Here is a 24,967-nt window from a genome sequence, read left to right on the forward strand (position 1 = left end):
CACAAGGTTGACGCAAGTCAATCGGACCCGAGAGAGTCAGTCGATCGCGCGCCAGTAGCTGTAGGGCCATGCCGTGACCATGCCGGCCCGCCGGTAAAGAACCAGCGCGGCGGTGTTGCCCGCATCGACCTGCAGAAACACCTTTGACAAACCGCGCCTTTGGGCCTCCTGCGCCATCGTGACCAACACGCGGCGCGCAAGCCCTCGACCTCGATGCGCCGCATGGGTGCGCATGCCATGCACGCTGAGCCAGCCCTGGCCGAAGGCCGCCGCACCCGAGGCGACCGTGCACCCCGCCTCCTGCACGCTGGCGAACAGCGTGTTTTCAGCCCGGCTCAACGCACGCGCCCTGCTCGCGCCATCCACCGGGTCGAGGCCGGGCCCCAGAAACATGGCCATCCACTGTGCATCGGCCTGGGCGTGCAGTTCACCTGCCGGACCGGGATGCAGGCTCAAGAGGTTCTCGACGTTACCGACCATTGTGAGCGAAGGCTGCTCGCGCACAAATCCCAGGCTCTGCAGCTGTGCATGGAAGTCGCTGAAAGCAGGCAGGTCCGGCAGGCGAAAAGCGGGGGCAAACCCCAGCGCCAGGTAGCGCTCGGCAATGGGCCCGATCTGGGTGGTGTCGGGCTGGCCATGCTGCAGGGGCACGGCCGATCGGGCCCTTCCCACGGTCCCGTCAAAAATGGGCAGCAACCAACCTTGCATCTGCTCCATGCGATCGGGCACCACCGCCTCCAGCGTGGCGCGTTCAATGGAAGCCACTTCTGCGTCCGCGAGCGGCAATGTCATGGGCGGCCCGGTGTTCAAAGGAGCCGCCCCGGGCTGACGTTCAGGCATTCTGGCCTGCGATGCCCCAGCGCTCCAGGGCCGCATCGTCGCTCACACGCGCATCCACCCAACGCGCACCGGTCGGCGTTTGCTCCTTCTTCCAGAAGGGCGCCTGGGTCTTGAGGTAGTCCATGAGAAATTCGCAAGCCTGGAAGCTTTGTCCACGGTGGGCCGATGTCACGACCACAAGAACGATCTGGTCCATGGGCTGCAAGACGCCCACGCGGTGAATCACCCGTGCGCCGAAAATGTCAAAACGCTGTTGCGCCTCGTCGATCATGGCCTCGATGGCCTTTTCGGTCATACCAGGGTAGTGCTCAAGCTCCATCGAATGAACACCCTGGCCTTCGTTGCGGTCCCTGACAGTGCCAACGAATGCGCAGACGGCACCCACGCCCGGATTGGTCTCGCGGAGCCGGACCACCTCCATGGACAGATCAAAGTCTTCGGCCTGGATACTCACACGTGCCGTCATAAGCTTCACCTGGTGGTTGAGTGCGATCGCAGCGCCAACGTCAGCCGCCGGTGACCGGCGGGAAAAACCCCACCTCGGCACCGTCTGAGAGCGCCGCAGCCTCTTCGCTCATGGTCTGATTCAACGCGACTCGCACCGCCTTTCCACGAGCGAGTGCCTCGGCATAGGCGCCTCCGCGCGCAATCAGTTCATCGCGCAGTGCGCCCAGCGTCGGGGAACTTGTGACAATCGCTTCACTGCTGGTCGAGAGATCCTCGCGGATGGACGCGAAATAACGAATGTTGACGTTCATGCAAGCCACTCGGCAAACGATACAAAAGGAACCAGGTCGCCATGGGCAATGGTGCGACCTGCGGTGTTGTCCACCAGGCCATCGGCCCACGCAACCGATGTGAGCACGCCTGAACTCTGGTTGGGAAACAGGTCCAGACCACCCGCGTCGTTGCGCCGCACACGGATGAACTCACGGCGCTTGTCGGCGCGGGTCACGTCAAAGTGGGCCGGCAGCATCACGGGAACGAGGGTGGCGCGTGCAGCTGAATCTCTCACGCCCTGCAATGCCAGCAAGAACGGACGCACCAGCAGCACAAAAGTGACGAAACTGGACACCGGATTGCCAGGCAATCCGATGAAGTGGCACGGCTGATCATCCGCACCTGGAGCAGCGTGGCGCCTCACCGTGCCGTAAGCGAACGGCTTGCCAGGCTTCATGGCGATCTGCCAGAGATCCAGCGTACCCAGCTGCTGGACAGACGGCTTGATGTGGTCTTCTTCACCGACCGACACGCCGCCGCTGGTGAGAATCAGATCGTGGTGGTCGGCCGCCGACTGCAGTGCTGCAAGCGTCGCATCGCGCCGATCGGGCACGATGCCCAGATCGCTCACCTCGCAGCCCATGCGCTGCAGCAGAGCCCGGAGGAAAAAGCGGTTCGAGTTGTAGATGGCCCCCGGCGGCATTGCTTCGGGCGGTACGTCTCCCGGCATGACCAGTTCGTCACCTGTGGAAAACAATGCCACGCGCGGCCGTACCACCACCGACAACCTGGCCCGACCCAGACTGGCTGCCAGGCCAAGACCGGCTGGCGAGAGCCGCTCACCCCGAGCCAGAACCACCGACCCCAGAGCCACATCTTCACCAGCCCGCCTCACCCACTGACCGGATTGCGGCAGTGCATGAATGTGCACACCGTGGATGTCACCGCCCACTTCCTGTGTGTCTTCCTGCATGACCACGGCATCAGCGCCCGCAGGCATGGGGGCGCCGGTGAAAATGCGGGCACAGGTGCCTTCGCGCAAGGGATTGGCCGGATGGCCGGCGGCGATGCGCTGGGACACCGGCAAGACCACACCAGGTGCGCTCACATCCGCACACCGCACCGCATAGCCATCCATGGACGAGTTGTCGTTGGGCGGTACCTGGAGCGACGAAACCAGGTCTTCGGCCAGCACGCGACGGTCGGCATCGAAAGTGGCAACCGACTCGACGTCTGACAAAGGACGGACGCGCTGCAGCAACTGCGCCAGAGCAAGGTCCAGTTCCATCAATGGGGTACGCGCGTGAACGGGAGCGGTCATGAGAGAAGGGTGTTTGACTTCAGCAAGGAGCGAATTTCAGGCTCGGTCGCCATATCTCGCCTGTCAGCCGTGTGCTTCCGGGTTGTAGACGAAACGTTCACCATTTTCAATCAGCCAAGCCGCCACGTCATCCGGGAGGTTCAAATCCATCACGGGGCGCTGGGTGGGCTCGGGAAGTTGGTTCGGGCTGTTGGTGGCAATGGCCGCAACAAAAGGGTCGTGGGGGTAAAGCGCCGCCTTGCCATTCTCTGCCCGCCAGACCTCGATCTTGAGCAGATCGCAATCCTTGAAGCCTTCGACGAACACCCAGTCGATGCCATCGTACAGCTCAGCAAGCAAATGGTGCACGCCCAGATCGACAGGCCGCTCGAATTCGCGCATCAGCACCATGCGGTGCCTCGATGCCGCCACGACCTCGAATGCGCCCGCTTCTCGGTGACGCCAGGTGTCCTTGCCAGGATGGTCAATGTCGAATTTGTGGTGGGCGTGCTTCACCACCGACACCCTCGCCCCGCGCAACCTCATCGCGGGAATGAGCTGTTCGACCAGGGTGGTCTTGCCGGAACCCGAGTAGCCGGCGAAGGCAACAACTTTCATGCGTCGCTGCAGTGCTGAACGATGTAGCGCTTCACAGCCTCCACGTCTGCCGGCATGCGATGGACCCGTTTGGGCAAGGCCTCGATTCCTTGAAACTGAGGGGGACGATCAGGTTGACGCCCCAGCGCCTCAACAATGGTTTCCGAAAACTTGATGGGCAATGCGGTTTCCAGCACGATCATTGGCACCGACTTGTCCAGATGTTCGCGCGCCACCTTCACGCCATCGGCGGTGTGGGTGTCGATCACCAAACCAAATCGTTCGAACGTGTCCTTGATTGTGGCCAGGCGATCTGCGTGGGTGCTCTTTCCGCTGACAAAACCATAGTGGCTCGCAGCTTCGGCAAACACCGGGTCCGCGCCCAGTTCAAAACGGCCCTCCCGGCTGAGCGCGACGCCGAACAAAGCCTTCACCCGCGCGCTGTCGCGGCCCAGCAGATCGAACACGAAACGCTCGAAATTGCTGGCCTTGGAGATGTCCATCGACGGGCTGGATGTCTCGTAAGTATCGGTGCTGGCTCGCACCCGGTACACCCCGGTGCGGAAAAACTCGTCCAGCACATCGTTTTCGTTGGTCGCCACGACCAGGGTCTGGATGGGCAGCCCCATCTGGCGCGCCACATGGCCCGCGCAGACATTGCCGAAGTTGCCGCTGGGCACGGTGAAACTGACCTTCTGCGAATCACTCGAGGTCGCCTGGAAGTAACCAGCGAAGTAATACACCACTTGCGCCAGCAATCTGGCCCAGTTGATCGAATTGACGGTGCCGATCTTGTACTGGCGCTTGAAGGTGAGCTCGTTTGAGACGGCCTTCACGATATCCTGGCAATCATCGAACACACCATCGATGGCGATGTTGTGGATGTTCTCGTCCATCAGACTGAACATCTGCGCCTGCTGGAAGGGGCTCATTCGGCCGTGCGGGCTGAGCATGAACACCCGAACGCCTTGCTTGCCCCGCATCGCGTACTCGGCCGCGCTGCCGGTGTCGCCACTGGTGGCACCCAGGATGTTGAGTTCTTCACCACGGCGCGCCAGTTCGTACTCGAACAGGTTGCCCAGCAACTGCATGGCCATGTCCTTGAACGCCAGCGTCGGCCCGTTGGAGAGTGCTTCAAGATAGAAGCCGTCTTCCAGTTTCTTCAGCGGCACGATGGCCGCCGTGCCGTACACCGCCTCTGTGTAGGTCTTGTCACACAGGGCTGTCAGGTCGCTGGCCGGAATGTCGTCGATGTAGAGCGACAGCACCTCAAAGGCCAGTGCGGCGTACCCACCGGAGGCACCACCATTGAATACAGCGCGCAAGCGACCCAGCATGGCGGCGTCCACCTGCGGATAGCGCTCGGGCAGGTACAAACCTCCATCGGGCGCCAAGCCTTCGAGCAGGATTTCGCAGAAGCGTTTGCGGTCAGGGTGGCCGCGGGTGGATAGGTACAGCATGTCAGTGATCCAGATACATCAAGCGAAACGCAGCGCGAGTGAGGAACTATCGAACAAGCCACAGAAGCGGCTTCGCCGGACCGCAGGCATTGCCCCCTGGGGGGTTGCGCCGCAGGCGGCGCGAGAGGGTCAGTTCAACTCCTCTTTGCGGATGCGCGTGATCGGCGCCAGCACGGAAGAAAGGCCCTGCATATCGGCCAGCGCCCGGTTCATCACGCCCTCACGGGTTTCGTGAGTCAGGATGATCAGATCGGTCGAGGCGGCGCCTGCTCCCGGCAGATCGGCACTCACCTCCTCGGCCCGGCGCTGCAGCAGCGCATCGATGCTGATGCCGGCCTCGGCCAGCAGGCCGGTGACCTTGGCCAGCACGCCTGCCTCGTCTGCCACGCGAAGCCGCAGGTAATAGCTGGTGACCACCTCGCTCATGGGCAGCACCTGCAGATCGCTCATGGCGTCGGGCTGAAAGGCCAGATGCGGCACCCGGTGGTGCGGGTCGGCTGTGTGCAGCCGCGTCACGTCCACGAGATCGGCGATCACGGCGCTGGCGGTGGGCTCGCTGCCCGCACCTTTGCCGTAATACAGGGTCGTACCCACGGCATCGCCCTGCACCACCACTGCGTTCATGGCGCCTTCCACGTTCGCGATCAGCCGCTTGCTGGGCACCAGCGTGGGATGCACGCGCAGTTCGACGCCAGCCTCCGTGCGTCGGGTGATGCCGAGCAGCTTGATGCGGTAGCCCAATTGCTCCGCATAGCGGATGTCTGTGCCACTGAGCTGGGTGATACCTTCGACGTGGGCCTTGTCGAACTGCACCGGTATGCCAAAGGCAATGGCGCTCATCAACGTGACCTTGTGCGCCGCATCCACACCTTCAATGTCAAAGGTCGGGTCGGCTTCCGCATAGCCCAGCCGCTGCGCCTCCTTGAGCACCACATCGAAGTCCAGCCCCTTGTCGCGCATCTCGGAAAGGATGAAGTTCGTGGTGCCGTTGATGATGCCCGCAATCCACTGGATGCTGTTGGCCGTGAGGCCCTCGCGCAGCGCCTTGATGATGGGAATACCGCCCGCCACTGCGGCTTCAAAAGCCACCATCACGCCCTTGGCCGATGCAGCAGCGAAAATTTCGGTCCCGTGCACGGCCAGCAGGGCCTTGTTCGCGGTCACCACATGCTTGCCAGCCTCGATCGCCTCCATCACCAGGGCGCGGGCAATCCCGTAACCGCCAATCAGCTCCACCACGATGTCGATGTCGGGATTGGCAATGACCGCACGTGCATCGTTGACCACGGCCACGTCAGGCCCCACCAGCGAGCGGGCGCGTGCCACATCCAGGTCGGCGACCATGGTGATCTCAATCCCACGGCCCGCGCGCCGCTTGATTTCCTGCTGATTGCGGTTGAGGACATTGAATGTGCCACTGCCCACGGTGCCTATGCCGAGCAGGCCTACTTGGATCGGTTTCATGCTTTTCTCAGTCAATTGAACAATCGGGATACCGATGCCGCCGGGTGCCTCAGGTCGAAACTAGGCGACAGGCCACACGACATTGATGACCATTGCTGCGTGCAATGATGCCCAGTCAGGTGCCATGCCGTTTGCGCCAGCCTTCGAAGAACCTGGCCACCCGTCCTATGGCTTCACGCAGGTCGTCCTCATGTGGCAGGAAGACGATGCGGAAATGCTGATTGTCCGGGTAGTTGAAGCCCGACCCCTGCACCAGCATCACGCGCGTTTCCTGCAAAAGCTCCAGGAAAAGTTGCTGATCGTCGTCCACAGGGTAGACCTTGGGGTCGAGCTTGGGGAACATGTACAAAGCCGCCGACGGCTTGACGCAGGTCACGCCGGGGATGGCGGTGATCAGCTCGTAGGCGAGGTCGCGCTGGCGCCGCAGCCGACCGCCTTCACAGACCAGATCGTTGATGCTCTGGTAGCCACCCAATGCCGTCTGAATGGCCCACTGACCCGGCACATTGGCACACAGACGCATGTTGGAGAGCATGTTCAAGCCCTCGATGTAGTCCTTGGCCGGCTTTTTGTCGCCCGAGACAATCATCCACCCTGCCCGATAGCCGCAGGAACGGTAGCTCTTGGACAGCGAATTGAAGGTCAGTGTGAGCACGTCGTCCGACAGGCTGGCGATCGCCGTGTGTTTGGCACCGTCGTACAACACCTTGTCGTAAACCTCGTCTGCAAAGATCACCAGACCATGTTCGCGGGCAATATCGACAATCTCGCGAAGGAGCTCATCAGAATAGAGCGCGCCGGTCGGGTTGTTCGGGTTGATGACCACAATGCCTTTGGTGGCCGGCGTGATCTTGCGGCGAATATCATCCAGATCGGGCATCCACCCGTTGGCTTCTTCACACATGTAGTGAACTGGCGTACCGCCCGAGAGGCTCACTGCCGCTGTCCAGAGGGGGTAGTCTGGTGCCGGCAGCAGCAATTCGTCGCCATCGTCGAGCAGCGCATTGGTCGCCATGACGATCAGCTCGCTCGCGCCGTTGCCCAGGTAAATATCATCCAGCGTGACGCCTTTGATTTCCTGCTTCTGGGTTTCGTGCATGACCGCCTTGCGCGCAGCGAAAATCCCCTTGCTGTCCGAATAACCGGCCGAGTTCGGCAGATTGCGGATCATGTCCTGCTGGATCTCTTCCGGCGCATCAAAGCCGAACACCGCGAGATTGCCGATGTTGAGTTTGATGATCTTGTGCCCCTCCTCTTCCATCTGGCGCGCCGCGTCCATGATGGGGCCTCGGATGTCGTAACACACGTTGGCCAGCTTGGCGGATTTATGGATGGTCTTCAAAGTCCCTCCCGCATGGGGCAGTGAGAATGTCTGCAACAGATTGGGGCGGATTAGGGCCGCTATATTCAAGGCTGATGCACTTGGGAAAACCCGCAATTTGAACACAGTTCCGCACCGCGTTCGTGCCTGAAACCTGCCACCTCGCCGCCTTGTGTCCCGGAAACCTTTGATGAAACTCCACGCCGACAAACCCGACGCCAACACCATCACCGCCTACGGCGACGGCTGGATCGCCGTGAATGGCGAGCGCCTGGGCCACAGCGTGGTGCTGGCCTCCAGCGGCGAGCGCATCGACTGGCACTGCAAGGCCCACGACGAACTGGGCGAAGAACACTTCAATTCGCTTCTGGCGTTGATGAAGGCGCCACCCGAACTGGTGATTTTCGGTAGCGGCAAGCACTTGCGATTCGTCCGCCCCGCCCTGCTTCAAACCTTGATCAAGCAAAGAATCGGGGTCGAGACGATGGACACCCAGGCCGCCTGCCGCACCTTCAACATCCTTGCAGGTGAAGGGCGCCGTGTGATCGCCGCCCTGCTGATCGAAAGCGGTGGCTCAGAAGGGCCGCACCCATAGCCGACAGTGGCGGGCGACATGGCCAAGCGGCGGCCGCTGCACGGATCACCGGGCGCGACAGCCGAGCATTGCCAGTTCAGAGTAAAATAGCGGATTGTTTCCTGCCATGACTTCGTTTGCCAGCCGGCAAACCACCAGCATCATGAAGCAGCCGGGAAGCCAACGAATCACCACCAACTTACGTCAGGGGCCCACGCAGTATGGCAGTCGTTGTCAATAAACCTATTCCCGAATTTGAAGCGCTCGCCACCGGCGGTCTCAAGGTCAGCAACCAGACGCACCTCGGCCAGACGATCGTGCTCTATTTCTACCCCAAGGACAACACCCCGGGCTGCACCACCGAGGCCATGCAGTTTCGAGACAAGTACAAGGACTTCGTGAAGGCTGGAGCGCAGGTGTTCGGTGTTTCGCGCGACAACATGAAGTCACACGACGACTTCAAGACCAAGCTCGAACTCCCCTTCGAGCTGATCGCAGACACGGAAGAGAAGATGTGTCACATGTTCGGCGTGGTCAAGAACAAGATCATGTACGGCAAAAAGGTTAAAGGCATTGAACGCAGCACCTTCCTGGTCGGTCCGGACGGCGTACTGAAGCAGGAATGGCGCGGCCTCAAGGTGCCCGGCCATGTTGAAGATGTGCTCAAAGCCGTAAAGACACTGAAAAAAACCGCCTGACGGAGGCAGGTCCTTGCTGGCGCCTGCGAGCGACGATGCGGTCACATGACTCGTGCATAATGAATTCATGACGTTAGGAAGTCCTTCCGCATTCCCCTGTTTTCCCACATCAAGCCGCTCTGAAAGCCGCCCGGTTCTCCCGGCGGCTTTTTGTTTTCTGGCGCTCCGCTGAACACCACTCATCCATGCCACTGCCACCCGCTCCCACCAAACGCGCCGCCCTTCTCGCACCCGAGTCCTACAGTCTCAAAGCCGCCGAAGACCCGTTTGAACCGGTACTGGACACCTTCGCTGACTCAGCACCGGCTCTCGTGCCTGTGACTCAAGCTGGAGAATCGAGGATGCCAGCGCCGCGCAGGGAAAACCGACCCCGAGCGCAAAGAGCCGAAAAAGCGCCGGAACACGATAAGCCCTCGTCCAAGCGTCACATCGCTCCAGTGTTGGCGCCGCCTCCGGCCCAAGCACCTGTGGAATCCAGAAGCAGCCAGCCACTTGCCGAAGCACGCGCACCGGCCAAAGCGTCCGGTGTCTCACCCGTCGCAAGCAACCGACGCTCTGGTCGCGGCAAAACCGCCACCAACGGGACCCGCCGGCTGTTCGTGCTGGACACCAACGTGCTGCTGCACGATCCGATCAGTCTGTTTCAATTTGAAGAGCACGACATCTTTCTCCCCATGATCGTGCTCGAAGAGCTTGATGGGCACAAGAAAGGCATGACCGAGGTCGCGCGCAACGGTCGCCAGACCAGCCGTACCCTGGATGCCCTGGTGGCCCAGCAGGGGGCCGACCTCACCAAAGGCCTCAAGCTGTCTGCAACAGGTCACCAGGCTGCCCGAGGCTCCCTGTTCTTCCAGACAGAACCATTGGACAGCGAGTTGCCATCCAGCCTGCCACAGGGCAAGGCGGACAATCAGATCCTGGGGGTGGTGAATGCGCTGAGGAACAAGTTTCCACAAAGGGAAGTGATTCTTGTCTCCAAGGACATCAACATGCGGGTCAAGGCCCGGGCTCTGGGCCTGGCAGCCGAGGACTACCAAAACGACAAAACCCTGGAAGACGGCGACCTTCTGTATGCCGGTGCGCTGGCGCTTCCCCAGGATTTCTGGACGCGACAAAGCAAGACCATCGAAAGCTGGCAAAGTGGGAGCCACACCTTTTACCGCGTCAGTGGTCCTGCGGTGGGCCAGTTCTATATCAACCAGTTTGTGTATTTCGAGGCACCCGGTGAGCCTTCGTTGTATGCCCGAGTCACCGAAATCCGCGACAAGACGGCCGTCCTCAAGACCCTGAAGGACTACACCCACCTGAAAAACGCGGTGTGGGGTGTGACCAGCCGAAACCGCGAACAGAACTTCGCGCTCAATCTCCTCATGGACCCGGAGATCGACTTCGTCACCCTGGCTGGCACGGCCGGGACCGGAAAAACCTTGATGGCGCTGGCCAGCGGCCTCACGCAGGTTCTTGACGACCGTCGCTACACAGAAATCATCATGACGCGTGCCACAGTGAGTGTGGGCGAAGACATCGGCTTTCTGCCAGGCACCGAAGAAGAAAAAATGGGCCCCTGGATGGGCGCACTCGATGACAACCTCGAGTTCCTTGCCAAAGGCGATGGCGGCAACGCAGGCGAATGGGGGCGCGCCGCGACCAACGAACTGATCCGCAGCCGCATCAAGGTCAAAAGCATGAACTTCATGCGGGGTCGCACGTTCATGAACAAGTACGTGATCATTGACGAGGCGCAGAACCTCACACCCAAACAGATGAAGACGCTGATCACACGCGCCGGCCCCGGCACCAAGATCATCTGCATGGGCAACCTGGCCCAGATCGACACACCCTACCTCACAGAAGGTTCATCAGGCCTGACCTATGCGGTAGACCGCTTCAAGGGCTGGCCACACGGCGGTCATATCACCCTGGCACGAGGCGAACGTTCAAGGCTTGCAGATTTCGCCAGCGAAATACTCTGAACACCGCTGCACAACAGGCCGTCCGAAAAACGAAGAAGCCCTGGTCGCAAGACCAGGGCTTCAGTTTTTCTGGCAGGACATAGAGGGCTAAAAGGTGGTGGACTGTCACACCCCGAAAAGAGAAAAGCCCGCTACCTGTCAGATAGCGGGCTTTTCAACCCCCTCGAGGGGATACTGGTGGGACGTGCGGGGGTCGAACCCACGACAAACGGATTAAAAGTCCGCTGCTCTACCAACTGAGCTAACGTCCCGTCAAAACAAAAACTTGCTGCCCGCGCGATCCAGAGGATGGTGGGGCGTGAGTGACTCGAACACTCGACCTACAGATTATTTGACTGCTGCGCCAAGCCTCAAATTATAGCGTCATTCTGCGCGGTCTTTCAATCGAAGGTGATTTTCGTGCGCCTCTTGCCAACGTATTCAATACCCAGCCTGCTGCACACATACCAAAGGTCGCCGTCACGCTCACCACCGAACCGTAGCCATGGCAGTTCAACGTCCCATCCGTTGCTGTGAGTTCGCACGACGCATCGGGAGGAGCAACCGTCTCCCTGCTGCATACACAGGGCACGCCCATAAGACCTGCGCGAACGCCGCCATGATGGCGTCGAAGCCCGTAGCGCAGTTTGGCCAGCAACGGATCGTGCGTGACTTCGCCAAGATCGCTCAGTTCCACCCGTTGTGGTTCGCGTTTGCCGCCAGCGGCACCCACGGTCACGAAGCGCACGTGATGGGACAAGGCCCATGCGGCCATGGCAGTCTTGGCCTTCACCTGATCACACGCGTCGACGAGAGCAAACGAATCGAACGCTTCGTCTTCATCCAGATGCGCTCCGGCCAAGAGCATGTCTGGCCAGTTTTCTGGCGTCACAAAATCGTCAATGACGTTGATCTTGCAGTCCGGGTGAAAGTGCTTGATTCGCTCGCGCATGGCCTGCACCTTGGCTTGCCCCAACGACGGCTCCACGGCGTGAATCTGTCGATTGAAGTTCGATTCCGACACATGATCCATGTCGATCAGCGTCAGTTCGCGCACACCGCTGCGGGCCAGAGCCTCGACCGTCCAGGAGCCCACGCCACCCACACCGGCCACCACCACATGCGCATCAAAAATGCGTTGCGCGCCTTCGATGCCGTACAACCGGCGCAATCCACCGAACCGCCGCTCAAAGATCTCTGTGGCCAAATCGTTCACTCGCGGTCCAGCAGCCACATCTGAAAACGAAACCCGCCAAGCGCACCGAGCATGATCCCGGTGACAGCGATCACGCTGGACAGACTCAGTGTGGAAAGCCCTGACAGGCCCTGCCCCACTGTGCACCCCAAGGCTGTCACGCCGCCCACACCCATGCAAGCAGCGCCAACCATGTGCAGGGCCGTGTCCTGCGTGCTGTGAAACCCCTCCCATCGAAAACTGCGATCGAGCAAAGCACACAGCAGCGCCCCGACCACCACGCCCGCCACCGTGACCACGCCAAAGGTGAGCACCTTGGAGGTGTCGCTGTAGAAAATGATCCAGTCCAGTGTGTAGGCCATGGGCGCTGTGAAGGTAAGTGACTCCATGCGCCGCGAGTTGCTGGCCAGGTAGACCGATTCAAGCGTTTCTGGATGTTCCGGCACAAAGCCCAGATGACCGCTGACCCACCACATGGCCACGATGACCATCCCCAAGCCCAGTCCTGCAAGAAGATTGTTTCCCGTGCGAAAGTCAGGGCCCGCCAGCGCCCAGATGATCAATCCCCCACCAATCACGAGCGCCGCCAGCAGGCCAGCGACTGCTGGGGTCCAGCCAAGTCCTGCAGAGAGCCAGAATGGCACTGCCCCGCCAGCGCTCACTTCAAGAACAACCTGATCGATCGTGCTGTTTCGCCAAACCGCCACCACGCCGCGCAGGGTTGCAAAGGCGGCAAACCCCATCACGAAAAACACCACGAGAGACTTCAAGCTCCCTGCACCGATGCGCACCAGCGTCTTGCTGCCGCAACCTGATGCCAGCACCATGCCAAATCCAAAAAGTGCGCCACCTGACAGCGCCGACAACCAGAGAATCTGGCCCGATGTGTAGATGGACTGGGTAGGGTCTATCCACCCCATCCATGCCATGCCATAGAACCCGATCATGGCCACACCGACTGCCATGCCCCACATGCGCATGCGGGTCCAGTCGCCCATGTTCACGATGTCACTGACGGCCCCCATCGTGCAAAAGTGCGTGCGTTGCGCAATAAAGCCAAAGGTTGTTGCAACGGCAAACGCCGCCCAGAGAACCCATGCGTAGAGTTTGTTGAGTTCGTCGATTTCCATGGCCGCCATTGTAGGAGCGGGCCGGGCGTCACATTGAACCCGACCCTGACGCCACGCGCGCCGGGAATTTATCAGTCCTTACCTGAACATCTCGCTGTTCAGAGGCTCATTGCAGCCGAAATCGGCAACCAGCGCTCAGACAGTGCACGTGCAGTTGGTCAACGCAAGCGCGACAGGCGCTCCCGAGCCACGGTGGCTGCTTCAGATCCAGGATGCATCTTCACAAGATCTTCAAGGGTTCGGCGAGCGGCTCTGCTGTCTTTCATTTCCACCTGGCTGTTCGCCATCGCCAACATACCCTCGGGCACGCGCTGGTGTCCGGGGAACTGGGCAATCAGCCGTCGATGGCTTTCGATCGCCTCGCTGTAGGCCCGGTTTGCATACTGGGCATTGCCAAGCCAATACAGAACCGAAGGTGTATAGCCACTCTCAGGATAGCGCTGGAGGAACCCTGCGTATGCGGTGGCGGCAGCAGGAAACTCCGAGCGCCGAAGCACAGCCATGGCTGCCTCATATTCACGCTGCTCCGCCGGTGTCGCGGTGAACTCTCGCCCGTCCAGGGTAACGGTGGTGGGGGCAACCTGCTTCAGGCGCTCTTCGAGCCCCGACTGCACGTCTCTCTGTTTACGCTGCAATTCGGTGACTTCGCGTGCCAGTTGTTCATTCTGACCGCGAAGATTCGCGACCTCAGATCGAAGCTGTTCGATCTGATTGGCCAGATCCAGCAAGCTTCGCTGACCGGTATTGCCCTGTGAACGGGCCTCTTCAGCCAGGCGTGCCTGTCGGGCTTCACTGGCTTCAAACCGCTGACGCAATTCGATGATGGCCCTACGAGCTTCGTCATCACCCAGGAAAGCTTGCGCCTGCATGGGTGCAAGCATCGAAGCAATCGCAACGCCGCTGGCAACCAGTTGAAAGGAAAGCCGCTTCATCGAATGGAACATGCTGATCAACGGTAGGTGATTTCGACCCGACGATTCTGGGCGAATGCGCTCTCATCGAAGCCATAGACAGCGGGCTTCTCTTCGCCAAAGCTCACGGCCTCCATCTGTGCTTCACTCACTCCCAGCAACTGCATGGCACGCCGCACGGCCTCGGCGCGTTTCTGCCCAAGGGCCAGGTTGTATTCACGACCACCACGCTCATCGGTGTGCCCTTCAAGCGCCACGCGGCGGCTCGGGTTGGCCTTCAGAAAAGCGGCGTTAGCTTCCAGGGCACCCATGAACTCTTGACGCACCTCAAAACTGTCATAGTCAAAGTAGACCACTCGAGCCATATTGGCTGGCTGCTGTGCGTCGATTCCAGGCACCTGCACACCCGACACCCCGCTGGGATCCACGCCACTGCCTGCTCCACCTTGCGAACCAGCGGCTCCTGCAGCAGCGCCGCGATCTTCCACCGGTGCTTCGTCGAGTTTGACGTTGGAGCCGCAAGCAGCAAGGGACAGCGCCAGCACCACCGCAAAAAACCCACTCACCAACGATCGATTTGAACGTGGCGTGGCAGGTGCGAACAGCTTGGTTGGGTTGAGCATGAAGGATTCCTTTTCAGATGGGATTGAAGTTCGAACGAATGGGAGAAAACTGCTGCACAGAGGACATTGACACTAGCGTGCGAACGGGCCCCACTGGGGTTCGCGTATGTCGCCGCGCGCACCCGCAAGCCGTGTCTTGATGCGACCGTCAACCGTGGTGGTCATCAGCGCCTCCTGGCCGTTTTCACGGGTGGCGTAGATGATGAGACGGCTATTGGGCGAAAAGCTCGGGCTCTCGTCAGCACCGGTTGAGGTCAGCGCAGTGACGTTGCCGCTGGCCAGCTCCATGACGTGCAGGCGAAAGGCACCGCTCACACGCGAAATGTAGGCAAGCCAGCGGCCATCTGGACTGGGCGAAGGCGAAATGTTGTAGTTGCCCGTGAACGTCAGGCGCTGCGGATTTCCTCCTTGGGCTCCCATTCGATAGATCTGTGGTGAGCCCCCGCGGTCGCTCACAAAAAACAGCGACGTGCCGTCGCCGGAAAACACAGGCTCGGTGTCGATGCTGCCAGATTGGGTCAACCTGCGCGGCTCGCCACCATTGGCGCTCATCACGTAAATCTGGGCATTGCCCGAAATTGACAGCGTGGCAGCCAGTTGACTGCCGTCTGGAGACCACGAGGGCGCGCTGTTCGAACCGCGGAAATTGGCCAGCAGTCGACGCCGGCCAGTGGCCACGTCGTGCGTGTAGATCACCGGTTTGCGAGACTCAAAAGAAACATAGGCGAGTTGATTGCCGCTGGGCGCCCAGTTGGGCGAGATGATGGGCTCAGGACTGGTGAGGGCCGCACGTGCGTTCTCTCCATCGGCGTCTGCCACCCAAAGAATATGTTGTGAACCGGCTTTGGATACGTAGGCAATCCGGGTGGCGAACACGCCCTTTTCACCGGTGAGCTTCTCGTACACGTAATCGGCAATCCGATGCGCCGCCAGTCGCAGGTCCTGTGTGGTCACCGGGTAGCTGAGACCACCCAGATCCCTCGCTTGAACCACATCCCAGAGCCTGAAGCGCACGTCATGGCGGCCGTCTGGCAGGCGCGTCACGCTTCCGGTGAGCAAGGCGTCGGTGGTGCGCGCGCGCCACGGAGCAAGATCGGGCCGCGACGTCTCATCCAGTTGGCCGGGCAATGGGTCCACGAAACGGAACTGGCCGCTTCGCTCCAGATCAGCGCGAACAATGGCCGCCATATCCTGGCCTACCTGCGCATTGCCACGAAAGGCAGTGGCGGAAAACGGGATCTGGGTCATGCCAACCCCTGTCACCTCGACGCGAAACTGCGCCAAGGCATTTGACAGGGGCAGAGCACCGGCTGGAAGTAGAACGGCCTGAGAAAGCAACCGACGCCGTGATAGCGGCCAATGATCTCGATTCAAATCCTGCATTCCTTATGAGTGAATGGATGCTTTGGCCCGAAAACTCAGATTGAGTTCCCCTTGCAAACCTCCAGCAGATAATACCGGATCAATCTCGTGCACCCGTGACAAGATGTGCTCGAATGCCAGTGTCTTTCCCGGGCGCCCATCCCAGAGTTGCGCGCGAAGCTTCTTTCCCGCTTTACCCCTTTCAGGCTGCCACGGACTTGACAGAATCACTTCACACAACACCCGCTCCGCAAAGGTCAATCGCTCAACGGCTGTTACGTTTCTGGCCGTATTTTCAGTCGGCGAAGGCCGGTATCGTGCTGGCGGCCATCTGTTCGGTCGTGGGAGCGCTGACAGAACCGCTCATCCCGGCACTGCTAAAGACACTGCTTGACCGAGGCTTTTCGGAAGGAAATATCGCGCTGTGGATGGTTCCCGTCGCATTGATGGGGCTTTTCGGCATCAGGGGTCTGGCAGGGTTCCTGGCGCAATATGCGCTGTCCCATACCGCCAGCCTTGGGCTCTTGAATCTGCGGCGCGCCATGTTCCTCAAACTCAATGATGCTCGCATGGACCTGTTCGCCCAGCAAAGTGCCAGCAAGTTGTCCAACACACTGGTGTACGAAGTGCAGACCGGCTCGACGCTGCTCGTCAATGCACTGCTCAGCCTGGCCAAGGACAGCCTGACCATGTTGGCCCTCATGGGCTACCTCATGTACCTGAACTGGAAGCTCACGCTGATCGTGCTGTTGATCTTTCCGGGTCTGGTGATGATCATGCGGGTGCTGTCGCGGAGGCTGTATCGGCTGACCCGTTCCAGCCAGCAAGCCACGGACGAACTGGCCTACGTCGTGGAGGAGAACGCACTCGCGCACCGGGTGGTTCGTCTGCACGGCGCACAAGGGAGCCAGACCGCGCGCTTCAACGCACTCAGCACGGCCCTGCGTCGCCTCGCATTGAAATCGACCATCGCTCAGGCGGCCATGACGCCGCTGACCCAGTTGCTGGCGTCGGCGGCGCTGTCGGCCGTGATTGCGGTGGCCCTGTGGCAAAGCAGCAGCAGCGATGTGACGGTTGGCAATTTCGTGGCGTTCGTGACCGCCATGCTGATGCTGGTGGCGCCCATTCGGCACCTCGCTGAAATTGCAGGCCCCATCACCCGGGGTCTCGCCGCACTTGAGCGAGGGCTCGATCTCATCGAAAACACCCCGGACCAGGTTGGTGGCAGCCATGCGGTCGACCACGCGCAGGGCGCGCTTGACCTGCGCAATGTGTGGGTGAGCTATCCGTCAAGGGAGGCCACGGATGGCTCGGAAGGCGCTGGACGGGCCGCGCTCAAAGGCATCAACCTGACGGTGGCACCGGGTGAGGTGCTGGCACTGGTGGGGCCCTCGGGCTCCGGCAAAACCACCCTGGTCAACTTGCTGCCACGCTTCGTGGACGCCACCGGGGGCGAGATCTGCCTCGACCACGTGCCGCTGCAGGACTGGGACCTGGGTTGCCTGAGGCGCCAGTTTGCCCTGGTCAGCCAGGATGTGGTCATGCTCAATGACACCTTGGCGGCCAATGTGGCCCTGGGTGACAACCCCGATGCACTGGACGAAACACGGGTGCGGAGTGCCCTGATGTCTGCGAACCTGCTGGATCTCATCCAACAGCTGCCACAAGGCATGCACAGCAAAGTGGGGCACAACGCGGCGGAGCTGTCCGGAGGACAACGGCAACGTCTGGCGATTGCTCGTGCCATCTACAAGAACGCACCGGTGCTGATTCTGGACGAGGCCACGTCGGCGCTTGACAACGAATCGGAGCGGCTGGTGCAGGAGGCCCTGTCCCGGCTCATGAAAGGCCGGACCACGCTGGTGGTGGCGCACCGCCTGTCCACGATCGAGCACGCCGACCGGGTCGTGGTGCTGGCGGACGGGCAGATCAGCGAGCAAGGGACACATGCGGAGTTGATTGCCGCAGACGGGCTCTATGCCCGGCTGCACGCCCAAGGCTTCAAAGTGGACACTGCGGACCCCGAGCGACAGGCTGAACAAACCCTGGACGACACGGCACCGCAAAGCTGATCTTTCCTTTCGCGGGGCGGCAGAAGCCGTGACCCGAAGGCGTACACCGGTTATCAGGCGGTGCAGTCTGCCCCCTGACGCGTGGCAGGCAACGCATGACTTTTTGAATGAAGCACGGAAGGGCGTGTGCCCGCTTTCGTTGGCCCAGGGGCCCTCATCGCGCGTGAAAAAGCCCGGGAAGCGCTGTTGCGAGCGCTTCCCGGGCCATGTTCATTTGCCGGTTGCCCGGCAGTCGTTCCAGATCAGAAGTTGAACTGAAGACCCACACCAAAGTAGTTCGAATTGCGCCACTTCGGATTGTCACTTCCGCGCTTCTGATAGTGATCAAAGTCGGCACGCAGAGCGAGCCTGTCGGTCAGGTCAAAAGTGGCGCCAATGCCCACGGTCGGGCGCGTCTGGGAGACCGAATAATCCACCGTGCCGGCAGCTGGCTGGGTCCAGAAGGTGGTGTTGCCGCTGCTGTTGTGGTGGTTCACGCGGGCCAGACCGACCTTGGCAAACACGCGCGCCTTGTCACTGACATTGCGGCCAATGGTTGCACGGGCACCGAAGATGCGGGTTCCGTAGGCGTTGTCGTAACCATTTGCTGCCGCGTACGACAAGAACTTCCCGCCCTGATAGAACACTTCCGCGCCCACGAGGTCGTTGAACTGGACGCCAGCGCCAATCTGAGCGCCGACTTTGCGGTCGTTGTCGTCCACGTTCAAGCCAGGAATGCCGGAGGCGTAGGTGGCGCTGTCGTTCACCATACCAATGGTGCCGAAAGCGTAAGGCCTCATGCCCTGCGCCACAGGTGCTGGCGCAACAGGTGGTGGCATCACGGCCATGGGTGCGGGCGCAGCAGCGACAGGCGCTGGGGCCGGTGCTGGAGCTGGAGCTGGCATGGCCACGGGCGCTGGTGCGGGAGCCGGTGCAGCGGCCACGATCACCGCCCTTGGCTTGACGTCCGAGAAGCGGTTGTCGCATCGCGCCATGCTGGCCCGCACGGCTTCGCCTTGGGCGTTCATGTACAGGTTGATGGGCATGTCGGGGCTGTAGGGCACATATTTGCCCTGCAACACCCTTGCCACGCCATTGCGCCCGTCGCCACGACCAACGCCCATGTCGCAGGCGCCAGTGGCATACTGCGGACCCAGGTCGGACAGGCGCGCGGTGCGCACACTGGTTTCACCCCTGCGGCGCAGGGGTGCCATGTTGGTGGACGGCTCGTAGAAGCGAGCGGTACCGGATTGCACCGCTCTGTCGCACTCTGCTGCGGTGTCATAGCCCACGTTGCCGTGGGAATCCGTGACCATGCCCGCATGCGCACTGAACGACAACGCGGCCGCACCCAGGGCAGTAAGAACGAAAGCAGATGATTTGATTTTCATATTGAAGCCATGGAGAAAATATTTACGAAAGGGCTATCGCAGCCTGTAGACCTCGTCCTGCATCGGTTCACAGATCGCCAGCTTCGGAGATTTTCATTATCGACAGCTGAGCAGCCGCAAAGTGCAGATCTGCAGGCTTCAATCCCATGTCAGCAACACAGGAGACATTCAGCGATCGCGACTGTGGCAGGCAAATTTCCGTTGCTGCCTTGGTGAGACATGCCGTCGTCAGAGCAAGACGATGTCGTACTGCTCCTGCGTCATGGAGCCCTCGCTCTGCAGTGAAATCGGCTTGCCAATGAAGTCCGAAAGTCCCGCGAGATGCTGACTTTCTTCGTCCAGAAAAAGCTCGATCACCTGCGGTGAAGCCACCACACGGAACTCACGAGGATTGAATGCGCGCGCCTCGCGCAGGATTTCACGCAAGATGTCGTAACAAATGCTTCGAGCGGTCTTCACTGTGCCCTTGCCACTGCAGGCCGCACAGGACTCACTCATGACATGCGCCAGCGATTCGCGCGTGCGCTTTCGCGTCATTTCCACAAGGCCAAGTTGCGAAAAGCCGCCGATCATGGTCTTGACCCGATCTCGCGAGAGCTGCTTGCGAAACTCGGTGAGCACGGCTTCCTTGTGATCTTCCCGAACCATGTCAATGAAGTCGACGATGACGATGCCTCCCAGGTTTCGCAGGCGAAGTTGGCGGGCTATGGTCTGCGCAGCCTCCAGATTGGTGCGAAACACTGTGTCGTCAAAATTCCGTGCCCCCACATAACCGCCCGTGTTCACATCGACCGTTGTGAGCGCCTCGGTCTGGTCGATGACCAGGTAGCCACCCGACTTGAGCTCCACTCGACGACTGAGTGCGCGAACGATGTCTTCATCGATGTTGAACAAATCAAAGATCGGCCGTTCGCCGCTGTAGTGCTGCAGCTTGTTGACCGTGTCAGGCATGAACTCACTGGCAAAGGTCTTCAGCAATCCGAACTGCTCCCGGGAATCGATGCGGATCGACTGAGTGTCGGCGCTGACCAGGTCGCGTAACACCCGCTGGATGAGGCTGAGGTCCTCATGCAGCACCGAAGCAGGCGGCTGTTTTGTCGACGCTTCCTTGATGCGCAACCAGGTTTTCCGTAGGTACGCAATGTCTTCACCGAGTTCGTCGTCGCTCGTGTCTTCGGCATTGGTGCGCAAAATGAATCCGCCTGCCTGCCCACCCTCACCCACCGCGGTGAGACGCAACAACCGCTGGCGCAATGCATCGCGCTGGGCCGGAGGGATCTTTTGCGACACGCCGATGTGTGTGTCCTGCGGCAAAAAAACCAGGAGGCGCCCGGCTATGCTGATCTGCGCCGTGAGCCGGGCGCCTTTGGTGCCTATGGGGTCCTTGAGTACCTGCACCATCAACGACTGGCCTTCGAAAATCTGGCGCTCGATGGGGAGCACCGGGTTCGGCGTCAGTACCTTGGTGGCTTGCCCATTGCCCGAAACCGCAGGCTGTGCGGACTGATCTGCCGAGCCATCGACAGGCACGGTGGCTGCCAGATTGCGCTCCCGTGGCGCTGCGTGCTTGGCGGCGATGTTGGGCATCAGGTCTGCCACATGAAGGAACGCCGCGCGGTCCAGACCAATATCGATGAACGCGGACTGCATGCCGGGCAAAACGCGCGAAACCTTGCCAAGATAGATGTTGCCCACCAAGCCACGCTCCAGCGTTCGCTCCAGATGCACCTCCTGAACAGCGCCCTGCTCGACCACGGCGACCCGGGTCTCCTGAGGGGCCCAATTGATCAAGATGTCCTGGCTCATGGCATCACTCGATTCTTCTTTGCATTCATGCGCCCATCCCCGTCAGATCAGACGAACACCGGCGGCATTCAACACCCGCGCTGTCTCGTGCGCAGGCAACCCCATGATGCCTGAATAGCTGCCACTGATGTGGCTCGTCCACAATGCTGCCAGCCCCTGGATGGCATACGCGCCCGCCTTCCCCATGGGCTCGCCTTTTTCAACATACCGGCGGATCTGGGTCGGGGTCAGCGTCGCAAATTCCACCCATGAGGTGGACAAAGCAGACCACACCTTGATCCCGCCTCGCGACGGTCGACCAACAGACACCGCCGTCAACACGCGATGGCGGCGCCCGGAGAGATCGCCCAGCATGCGCATCGCATCCGCCTTGTCCTCAGGCTTCCCCAGGATGCGTGTGCCCAGTGCAACGGTGGTGTCGGCGCAAAGCACAGGTGCAGGGGGCAAATGGCGATGTTCGAGACGAGCCAGCGCCACCTGAAGCTTCAACTCGGTGACGCGCTTCACATAGGCAGCTGGTTTTTCCCCCGGATTCACCACTTCCAGCGCCTCGACATCCTCGTCTGCTTCGGGCAGCAAGAGCCTGCAGTGCACCCCCCACTGCTCCAACAGCTGCAAACGCCGCGGGCTCTGGGAGGCGAGGTAGATGAAATCAGTCATGGGTCGCATTGAAAAGCGCTGCGCCGCCGGGCAGCGCCCTGCGCAACTGTGAAGCGTGGGGGAAACGGGCCAGTCATTCCCGGTGGTATGGGTGATTGGCATTGACCGACCAGGCTCGGTAAAGCTGCTCGATCAGCAGCACCCGGACCATGGCATGGGGCAGCGTGAGGTCAGACAATCGGATGCGCTGGTGCGCGCTGGCCCGGAAACCTGGCTCCAGGCCGTCGGGGCCTCCGATCACCAGCGCCACGTCGTCGCTGGCGAGCTGCCATTGCTTGAGCTGCTGCGCGAGCGCCAACGTCGACAGCGACGTACCACGCTCATCCAGCACCACCACCCTGCAGCCTTTGGGCAATGCAGCCAAAATGCGATCCCTCTCCGCAGCCAGAAGCGTTTCAAGCGTCTTGGAGCCTCGCGGCTCGGTTTTCACGGCCTTGAGTTCGACCCTCAGTTCTGGTGGGAATCGCTTGGCATAGTCGTCGTACGCGGTCTGCGCCCAGTCCGGGACGCGTTGCCCGACCGCGACGATCAACAGCTTCATGCCTTTTTCTTGGCGGGCGTGCGGGACGCGGTCCTCGTTGCTGGTTTGCCCGCACCCTTGACTGCTGGCTTGGTTGCAGTACGCGGCTTGACCACCATCTTCTGCATGGCAGGCTTGCTCGCTCCCGTGGCGCCCGCTTTGGTGGTGCGAACCGTTTTGGCCGAAGCTGCCGTTCCCGAAGACTTGGCGGGTGCTTTGGGCGTCGCCGTTTTCCCCGAAGCGGGGCGCTTTGTCGCGGCAATTGAAGATTTGGCTGCCGTACCCTTACCCGCTTTTGCAGGAGCGGATGCAGCCTTGGCAGCCGACTGCGCGGCTTTGCGCACCACGGTCTTGGCAGGCACGGCCTTGGCGGGGGCTGCGGCCTTTTTGCGACTGGCTTTTGCAGGCTTTGCCTCGGCGGGCTCTACCGGCTTGGCCGCACCGTGCTTCATGCGCACCGGCTTTTCACCCCAGATTTCTTCCAGGCGGTAATAGGCACGGATGACCGGCTGCATCACGTGAGCAACCGCTGCGCCGCAGTCCACGATGATCCACTCGCCATTGTCTTCACCTTCAACGCGTGGCTTGTCGAACCCCGCATCGCGAACGGCGTCGCGAACGCTGGCAGCAAGTGCCTTGGTCTGGCGGTTGGACGTGCCACTGGCCACGATGACGCGTTCAAACAAGGGAGACAGGTGCTCGGTGTTGAAGACCGCGATGTCCTGACCTTTGACATCCTCCAGTCCGTCGATGATGGCTCGCTGGAGTCGTTGCAGGTCTTTTTTGGCTGTGGTTTCGCTGGTCATGTAGGCGTCTGGTAAAGGGAATGTTGTGAAATATAGCTTGCGACGGCTTCTGGCACCAGAACATCGAGGGCGGCTTCCCTGCTCCTGGGCTGGCTGACCCGGGCCCTGACCGCCGAAGCACTGATGTTTTTCAAAGGCATGCGAAGCCGTACAAAAGGCAGGTCGACGCCGGAGAGATCGGTCTCGGATTCCTGGTCGAGCCTGGCGTCGGCCCCGATGTTGGTGGCCCGGTTGGCGACCGCCAACGTGGCCAGGTCGAGCACCTCCTGCCAGCGAATCCAGTTCTTGAAAGCGAGCAACTGGTCGGCGCCCAGCACGAGAAACAACTCTGCTCCAGGGTACTCGCTGCGCAGTTCCCGAAGGGTGTCGGCCGTGTAGCTGGGCCCTTGGCGATGAATTTCACGCTCGTCCAGACGAATGCGGTCCAGATCCGAAAATGCAAGGCGACACATGGCCACACGGTGTTCCGCCGAGGACAGCACCCTGGCTTTGTGCCACGCATGGCCGGTCGGCAGAATGTGCAGCACGTCCAGCGACAACTGATCCAGCGCGGTCTTGGCCAGTTCGCAGTGTGCCCAGTGTGGCGGATCGAATGCCCCGCCGAACATGCCCACTCGCGTGACAGGATTGGGGGCAGGCATCAGACCCACTCCCGGCGCACGAGAAACGATTTGTACAAACGGTCCTCAGGGGTGCCCTTCTTGGTCACCCGGTTGTAGGCCCAGCTCACCAGAGGTGGCATCGACAAGAGGATGGACTCGCTTCGCCCTCCGGACTGCAGGCCGAAATGGGTGCCCCGGTCCCAGACCAGGTTGAATTCAACGTAACGACCACGGCGGTAGAGTTGAAAACTGCGCTCACGCTCACCGTAAGCGTCATTCTTGCGCCGGTCCACGATGGGCAGGTAAGCATCGAGGAACGCATCGCCAACGGAGGTCATCATGGCAAAGCTGCCATCGAACCCCAGTTCAGAAAAATCGTCAAAAAACACGCCGCCGATACCGCGCTGTTCGTCGCGGTGCTTGAGGTAGAAATACTCGTCACACCAGGTCTTGAATCGAGGGTATTTGTCCACACCGAATGGGTCGAGCGCGCTCTTGCAGGTGGTGTGGAAGTGCACGGCATCCTCTTCGAAGCCATAGTAAGGCGTGAGATCCATACCACCGCCAAACCAGCAGACCGGATCGCCCTTTTCAGGCGTCGCAGCAATCATTCGCACGTTCATGTGCACCGTGGGCACGTAGGGGTTGCGCGGATGGAATACCAGTGAAACACCCATGGCTTCAAAAGGGGCACCAGAAAGCTCTGGCCGGTGCTGCGTGGCGGATGGAGGCAGCCGGGGACCTCTCACATGGGAGAACCCGCACCCGGCCCTCTCGAACACCTGACCACCTTCAAGAATCTGGGTGTTGCCATTGCCTTGCAAAGACTCGCCAGGTTCCTTTTTCCAGCGATCCACCAGAAACTGGCCCCCATCCACAAGGGCCACGGTGGATGTGATGCGCTCCTGAAGGTCGGTCAGGTAGTCCCGAACGTTCTGCGTCTGTTTGCTCATGATGAGGAAGATGTCTCCAGGGACCTTTTTT

General features: G+C 60.8%; 24 protein-coding genes and 1 tRNA gene. 4 read left to right on the forward strand and 21 right to left on the reverse strand.

The annotated features are described in order from the left end of the window. Positions 1-36: 36 nt before the first annotated feature. The 8 genes from Q7V46_RS18930 to Q7V46_RS18965 all read right to left on the reverse strand — a co-directional run bounded on the left by Q7V46_RS18930 (position 37) and on the right by Q7V46_RS18965 (position 7,723). Positions 37-792 carry a GNAT family N-acetyltransferase gene (locus Q7V46_RS18930; RefSeq protein WP_304915126.1) on the reverse strand — a complete coding sequence of 252 codons (756 nt, stop codon included), beginning with the start codon at positions 790-792 and terminating at the stop codon, positions 37-39. A 40-nt stretch (positions 793-832) separates the two neighbouring features. Continuing rightward, positions 833-1,306, reverse strand: coding sequence for a molybdenum cofactor biosynthesis protein MoaE (locus Q7V46_RS18935; RefSeq protein WP_304915127.1), 474 nt, complete (start codon positions 1,304-1,306; stop codon positions 833-835). Positions 1,307-1,346: 40 nt separating this feature from the next. Then, positions 1,347-1,598 (reverse strand): molybdopterin converting factor subunit 1, encoded by a 252-nt coding sequence (gene moaD / locus Q7V46_RS18940; RefSeq protein ID WP_304915128.1) that lies wholly within the window; start codon positions 1,596-1,598, stop codon positions 1,347-1,349. Then, positions 1,595-2,881 (reverse strand): gephyrin-like molybdotransferase Glp, encoded by a 1,287-nt coding sequence (gene glp, locus Q7V46_RS18945; RefSeq protein WP_304915129.1) that lies wholly within the window; start codon positions 2,879-2,881, stop codon positions 1,595-1,597. Before glp ends, moaD begins: the two co-directional genes overlap by 4 nt. 63 nt (positions 2,882-2,944) lie before the next feature. After that, positions 2,945-3,478: a molybdopterin-guanine dinucleotide biosynthesis protein B gene (gene mobB, locus Q7V46_RS18950; RefSeq protein WP_304915130.1), complete on the reverse strand. Its 534-nt coding sequence runs from the start codon at positions 3,476-3,478 to the stop codon at positions 2,945-2,947. Further along, positions 3,475-4,917 (reverse strand): threonine synthase, encoded by a 1,443-nt coding sequence (gene thrC, locus Q7V46_RS18955; protein ID WP_304915131.1) that lies wholly within the window; start codon positions 4,915-4,917, stop codon positions 3,475-3,477. The genes mobB and thrC overlap by 4 nt, the downstream gene beginning before the upstream one ends. Before the next feature lie 129 nt (positions 4,918-5,046). Then, on the reverse strand, positions 5,047-6,381 hold the full coding sequence (locus Q7V46_RS18960; protein ID WP_304915132.1) for a homoserine dehydrogenase: 1,335 nt from the start codon (positions 6,379-6,381) through the stop codon (positions 5,047-5,049). 115 nt (positions 6,382-6,496) lie between these two features. Further along, positions 6,497-7,723, reverse strand: a complete 1,227-nt coding sequence (locus Q7V46_RS18965; protein WP_304915133.1) for a pyridoxal phosphate-dependent aminotransferase — start codon at positions 7,721-7,723, stop codon at positions 6,497-6,499. A gap of 169 nt (positions 7,724-7,892) precedes the next feature. Here Q7V46_RS18965 and Q7V46_RS18970 point away from each other — a divergent pair, with 169 nt between their 5' ends. The 3 genes from Q7V46_RS18970 to Q7V46_RS18980 all read left to right on the forward strand — a co-directional run bounded on the left by Q7V46_RS18970 (position 7,893) and on the right by Q7V46_RS18980 (position 10,947). Then, positions 7,893-8,297 (forward strand): Mth938-like domain-containing protein, encoded by a 405-nt coding sequence (locus Q7V46_RS18970; RefSeq protein WP_304915134.1) that lies wholly within the window; start codon positions 7,893-7,895, stop codon positions 8,295-8,297. 200 nt (positions 8,298-8,497) lie between these two features. Further along, positions 8,498-8,974 (forward strand): peroxiredoxin, encoded by a 477-nt coding sequence (locus tag Q7V46_RS18975; RefSeq protein WP_304915135.1) that lies wholly within the window; start codon positions 8,498-8,500, stop codon positions 8,972-8,974. Positions 8,975-9,159: 185 nt separating this feature from the next. Next, a complete protein-coding gene (locus tag Q7V46_RS18980; RefSeq protein ID WP_304915136.1) occupies positions 9,160-10,947 on the forward strand; it encodes a PhoH family protein in 1,788 nt (595 codons plus the stop codon). A 175-nt stretch (positions 10,948-11,122) separates the two neighbouring features. Here the strand turns inward: Q7V46_RS18980 and Q7V46_RS18985 are convergent. The 6 genes from Q7V46_RS18985 to tolB form a co-directional block, all read right to left on the reverse strand. After that, positions 11,123-11,198: transfer RNA gene (locus Q7V46_RS18985), tRNA-Lys, on the reverse strand. A 104-nt stretch (positions 11,199-11,302) separates the two neighbouring features. Continuing rightward, positions 11,303-12,142: a tRNA threonylcarbamoyladenosine dehydratase gene (locus tag Q7V46_RS18990; protein ID WP_304915137.1), complete on the reverse strand. Its 840-nt coding sequence runs from the start codon at positions 12,140-12,142 to the stop codon at positions 11,303-11,305. Further along, positions 12,139-13,251, reverse strand: a complete 1,113-nt coding sequence (locus Q7V46_RS18995; RefSeq protein WP_304915138.1) for a YeeE/YedE family protein — start codon at positions 13,249-13,251, stop codon at positions 12,139-12,141. Before Q7V46_RS18995 ends, Q7V46_RS18990 begins: the two co-directional genes overlap by 4 nt. A 158-nt stretch (positions 13,252-13,409) precedes the next feature. After that, complete coding sequence (gene ybgF / locus Q7V46_RS19000; protein ID WP_304915139.1) at positions 13,410-14,183, reverse strand: tol-pal system protein YbgF; 774 nt, start codon at positions 14,181-14,183, stop codon at positions 13,410-13,412. Between the two features lie 17 nt (positions 14,184-14,200). Next, entirely contained in the window at positions 14,201-14,785 is a 585-nt protein-coding gene (pal, locus tag Q7V46_RS19005; protein WP_304915140.1) for a peptidoglycan-associated lipoprotein Pal, read from the reverse strand. Between the two features lie 72 nt (positions 14,786-14,857). Further along, positions 14,858-16,168: a Tol-Pal system beta propeller repeat protein TolB gene (tolB, locus tag Q7V46_RS19010; protein WP_304915141.1), complete on the reverse strand. Its 1,311-nt coding sequence runs from the start codon at positions 16,166-16,168 to the stop codon at positions 14,858-14,860. A gap of 197 nt (positions 16,169-16,365) precedes the next feature. On the opposite strand from tolB, the gene msbA reads away from it, so the two are divergent. After that, positions 16,366-18,219, forward strand: coding sequence for a lipid A export permease/ATP-binding protein MsbA (gene msbA / locus Q7V46_RS19015; RefSeq protein ID WP_370690388.1), 1,854 nt, complete (start codon positions 16,366-16,368; stop codon positions 18,217-18,219). Positions 18,220-18,461: 242 nt separating this feature from the next. Here the strand turns inward: msbA and Q7V46_RS19020 are convergent, their stop codons facing one another. The 7 genes from Q7V46_RS19020 to hemF all read right to left on the reverse strand — a co-directional run bounded on the left by Q7V46_RS19020 (position 18,462) and on the right by hemF (position 24,936). Continuing rightward, entirely contained in the window at positions 18,462-19,589 is a 1,128-nt protein-coding gene (locus Q7V46_RS19020) for an outer membrane beta-barrel protein (protein ID WP_304915142.1), read from the reverse strand. A 228-nt stretch (positions 19,590-19,817) separates the two neighbouring features. Beyond that, positions 19,818-21,395 (reverse strand): Rne/Rng family ribonuclease, encoded by a 1,578-nt coding sequence (locus Q7V46_RS19025; protein WP_304915143.1) that lies wholly within the window; start codon positions 21,393-21,395, stop codon positions 19,818-19,820. 42 nt (positions 21,396-21,437) lie between these two features. Then, positions 21,438-22,055 carry a nucleoside triphosphate pyrophosphatase gene (locus Q7V46_RS19030; RefSeq protein ID WP_304915144.1) on the reverse strand — a complete coding sequence of 206 codons (618 nt, stop codon included), beginning with the start codon at positions 22,053-22,055 and terminating at the stop codon, positions 21,438-21,440. A 73-nt stretch (positions 22,056-22,128) separates the two neighbouring features. After that, positions 22,129-22,596, reverse strand: coding sequence for a 23S rRNA (pseudouridine(1915)-N(3))-methyltransferase RlmH (gene rlmH / locus Q7V46_RS19035; RefSeq protein ID WP_304915145.1), 468 nt, complete (start codon positions 22,594-22,596; stop codon positions 22,129-22,131). Then, entirely contained in the window at positions 22,593-23,381 is a 789-nt protein-coding gene (gene rsfS, locus Q7V46_RS19040; RefSeq protein WP_304915146.1) for a ribosome silencing factor, read from the reverse strand. The genes rlmH and rsfS overlap by 4 nt, the downstream gene beginning before the upstream one ends. Then, positions 23,378-24,022, reverse strand: coding sequence for a nicotinate (nicotinamide) nucleotide adenylyltransferase (nadD, locus tag Q7V46_RS19045; protein WP_304915147.1), 645 nt, complete (start codon positions 24,020-24,022; stop codon positions 23,378-23,380). The genes rsfS and nadD overlap by 4 nt, the downstream gene beginning before the upstream one ends. Further along, positions 24,022-24,936 carry an oxygen-dependent coproporphyrinogen oxidase gene (gene hemF, locus Q7V46_RS19050; protein WP_304915148.1) on the reverse strand — a complete coding sequence of 305 codons (915 nt, stop codon included), beginning with the start codon at positions 24,934-24,936 and terminating at the stop codon, positions 24,022-24,024. Before hemF ends, nadD begins: the two co-directional genes overlap by 1 nt. Positions 24,937-24,967 lie beyond the last annotated feature (31 nt).

Origin of the sequence: Hydrogenophaga sp., assembly GCF_030651625.1 — a bacterium.
Taxonomy (GTDB): domain Bacteria; phylum Pseudomonadota; class Gammaproteobacteria; order Burkholderiales; family Burkholderiaceae_C; genus Hydrogenophaga.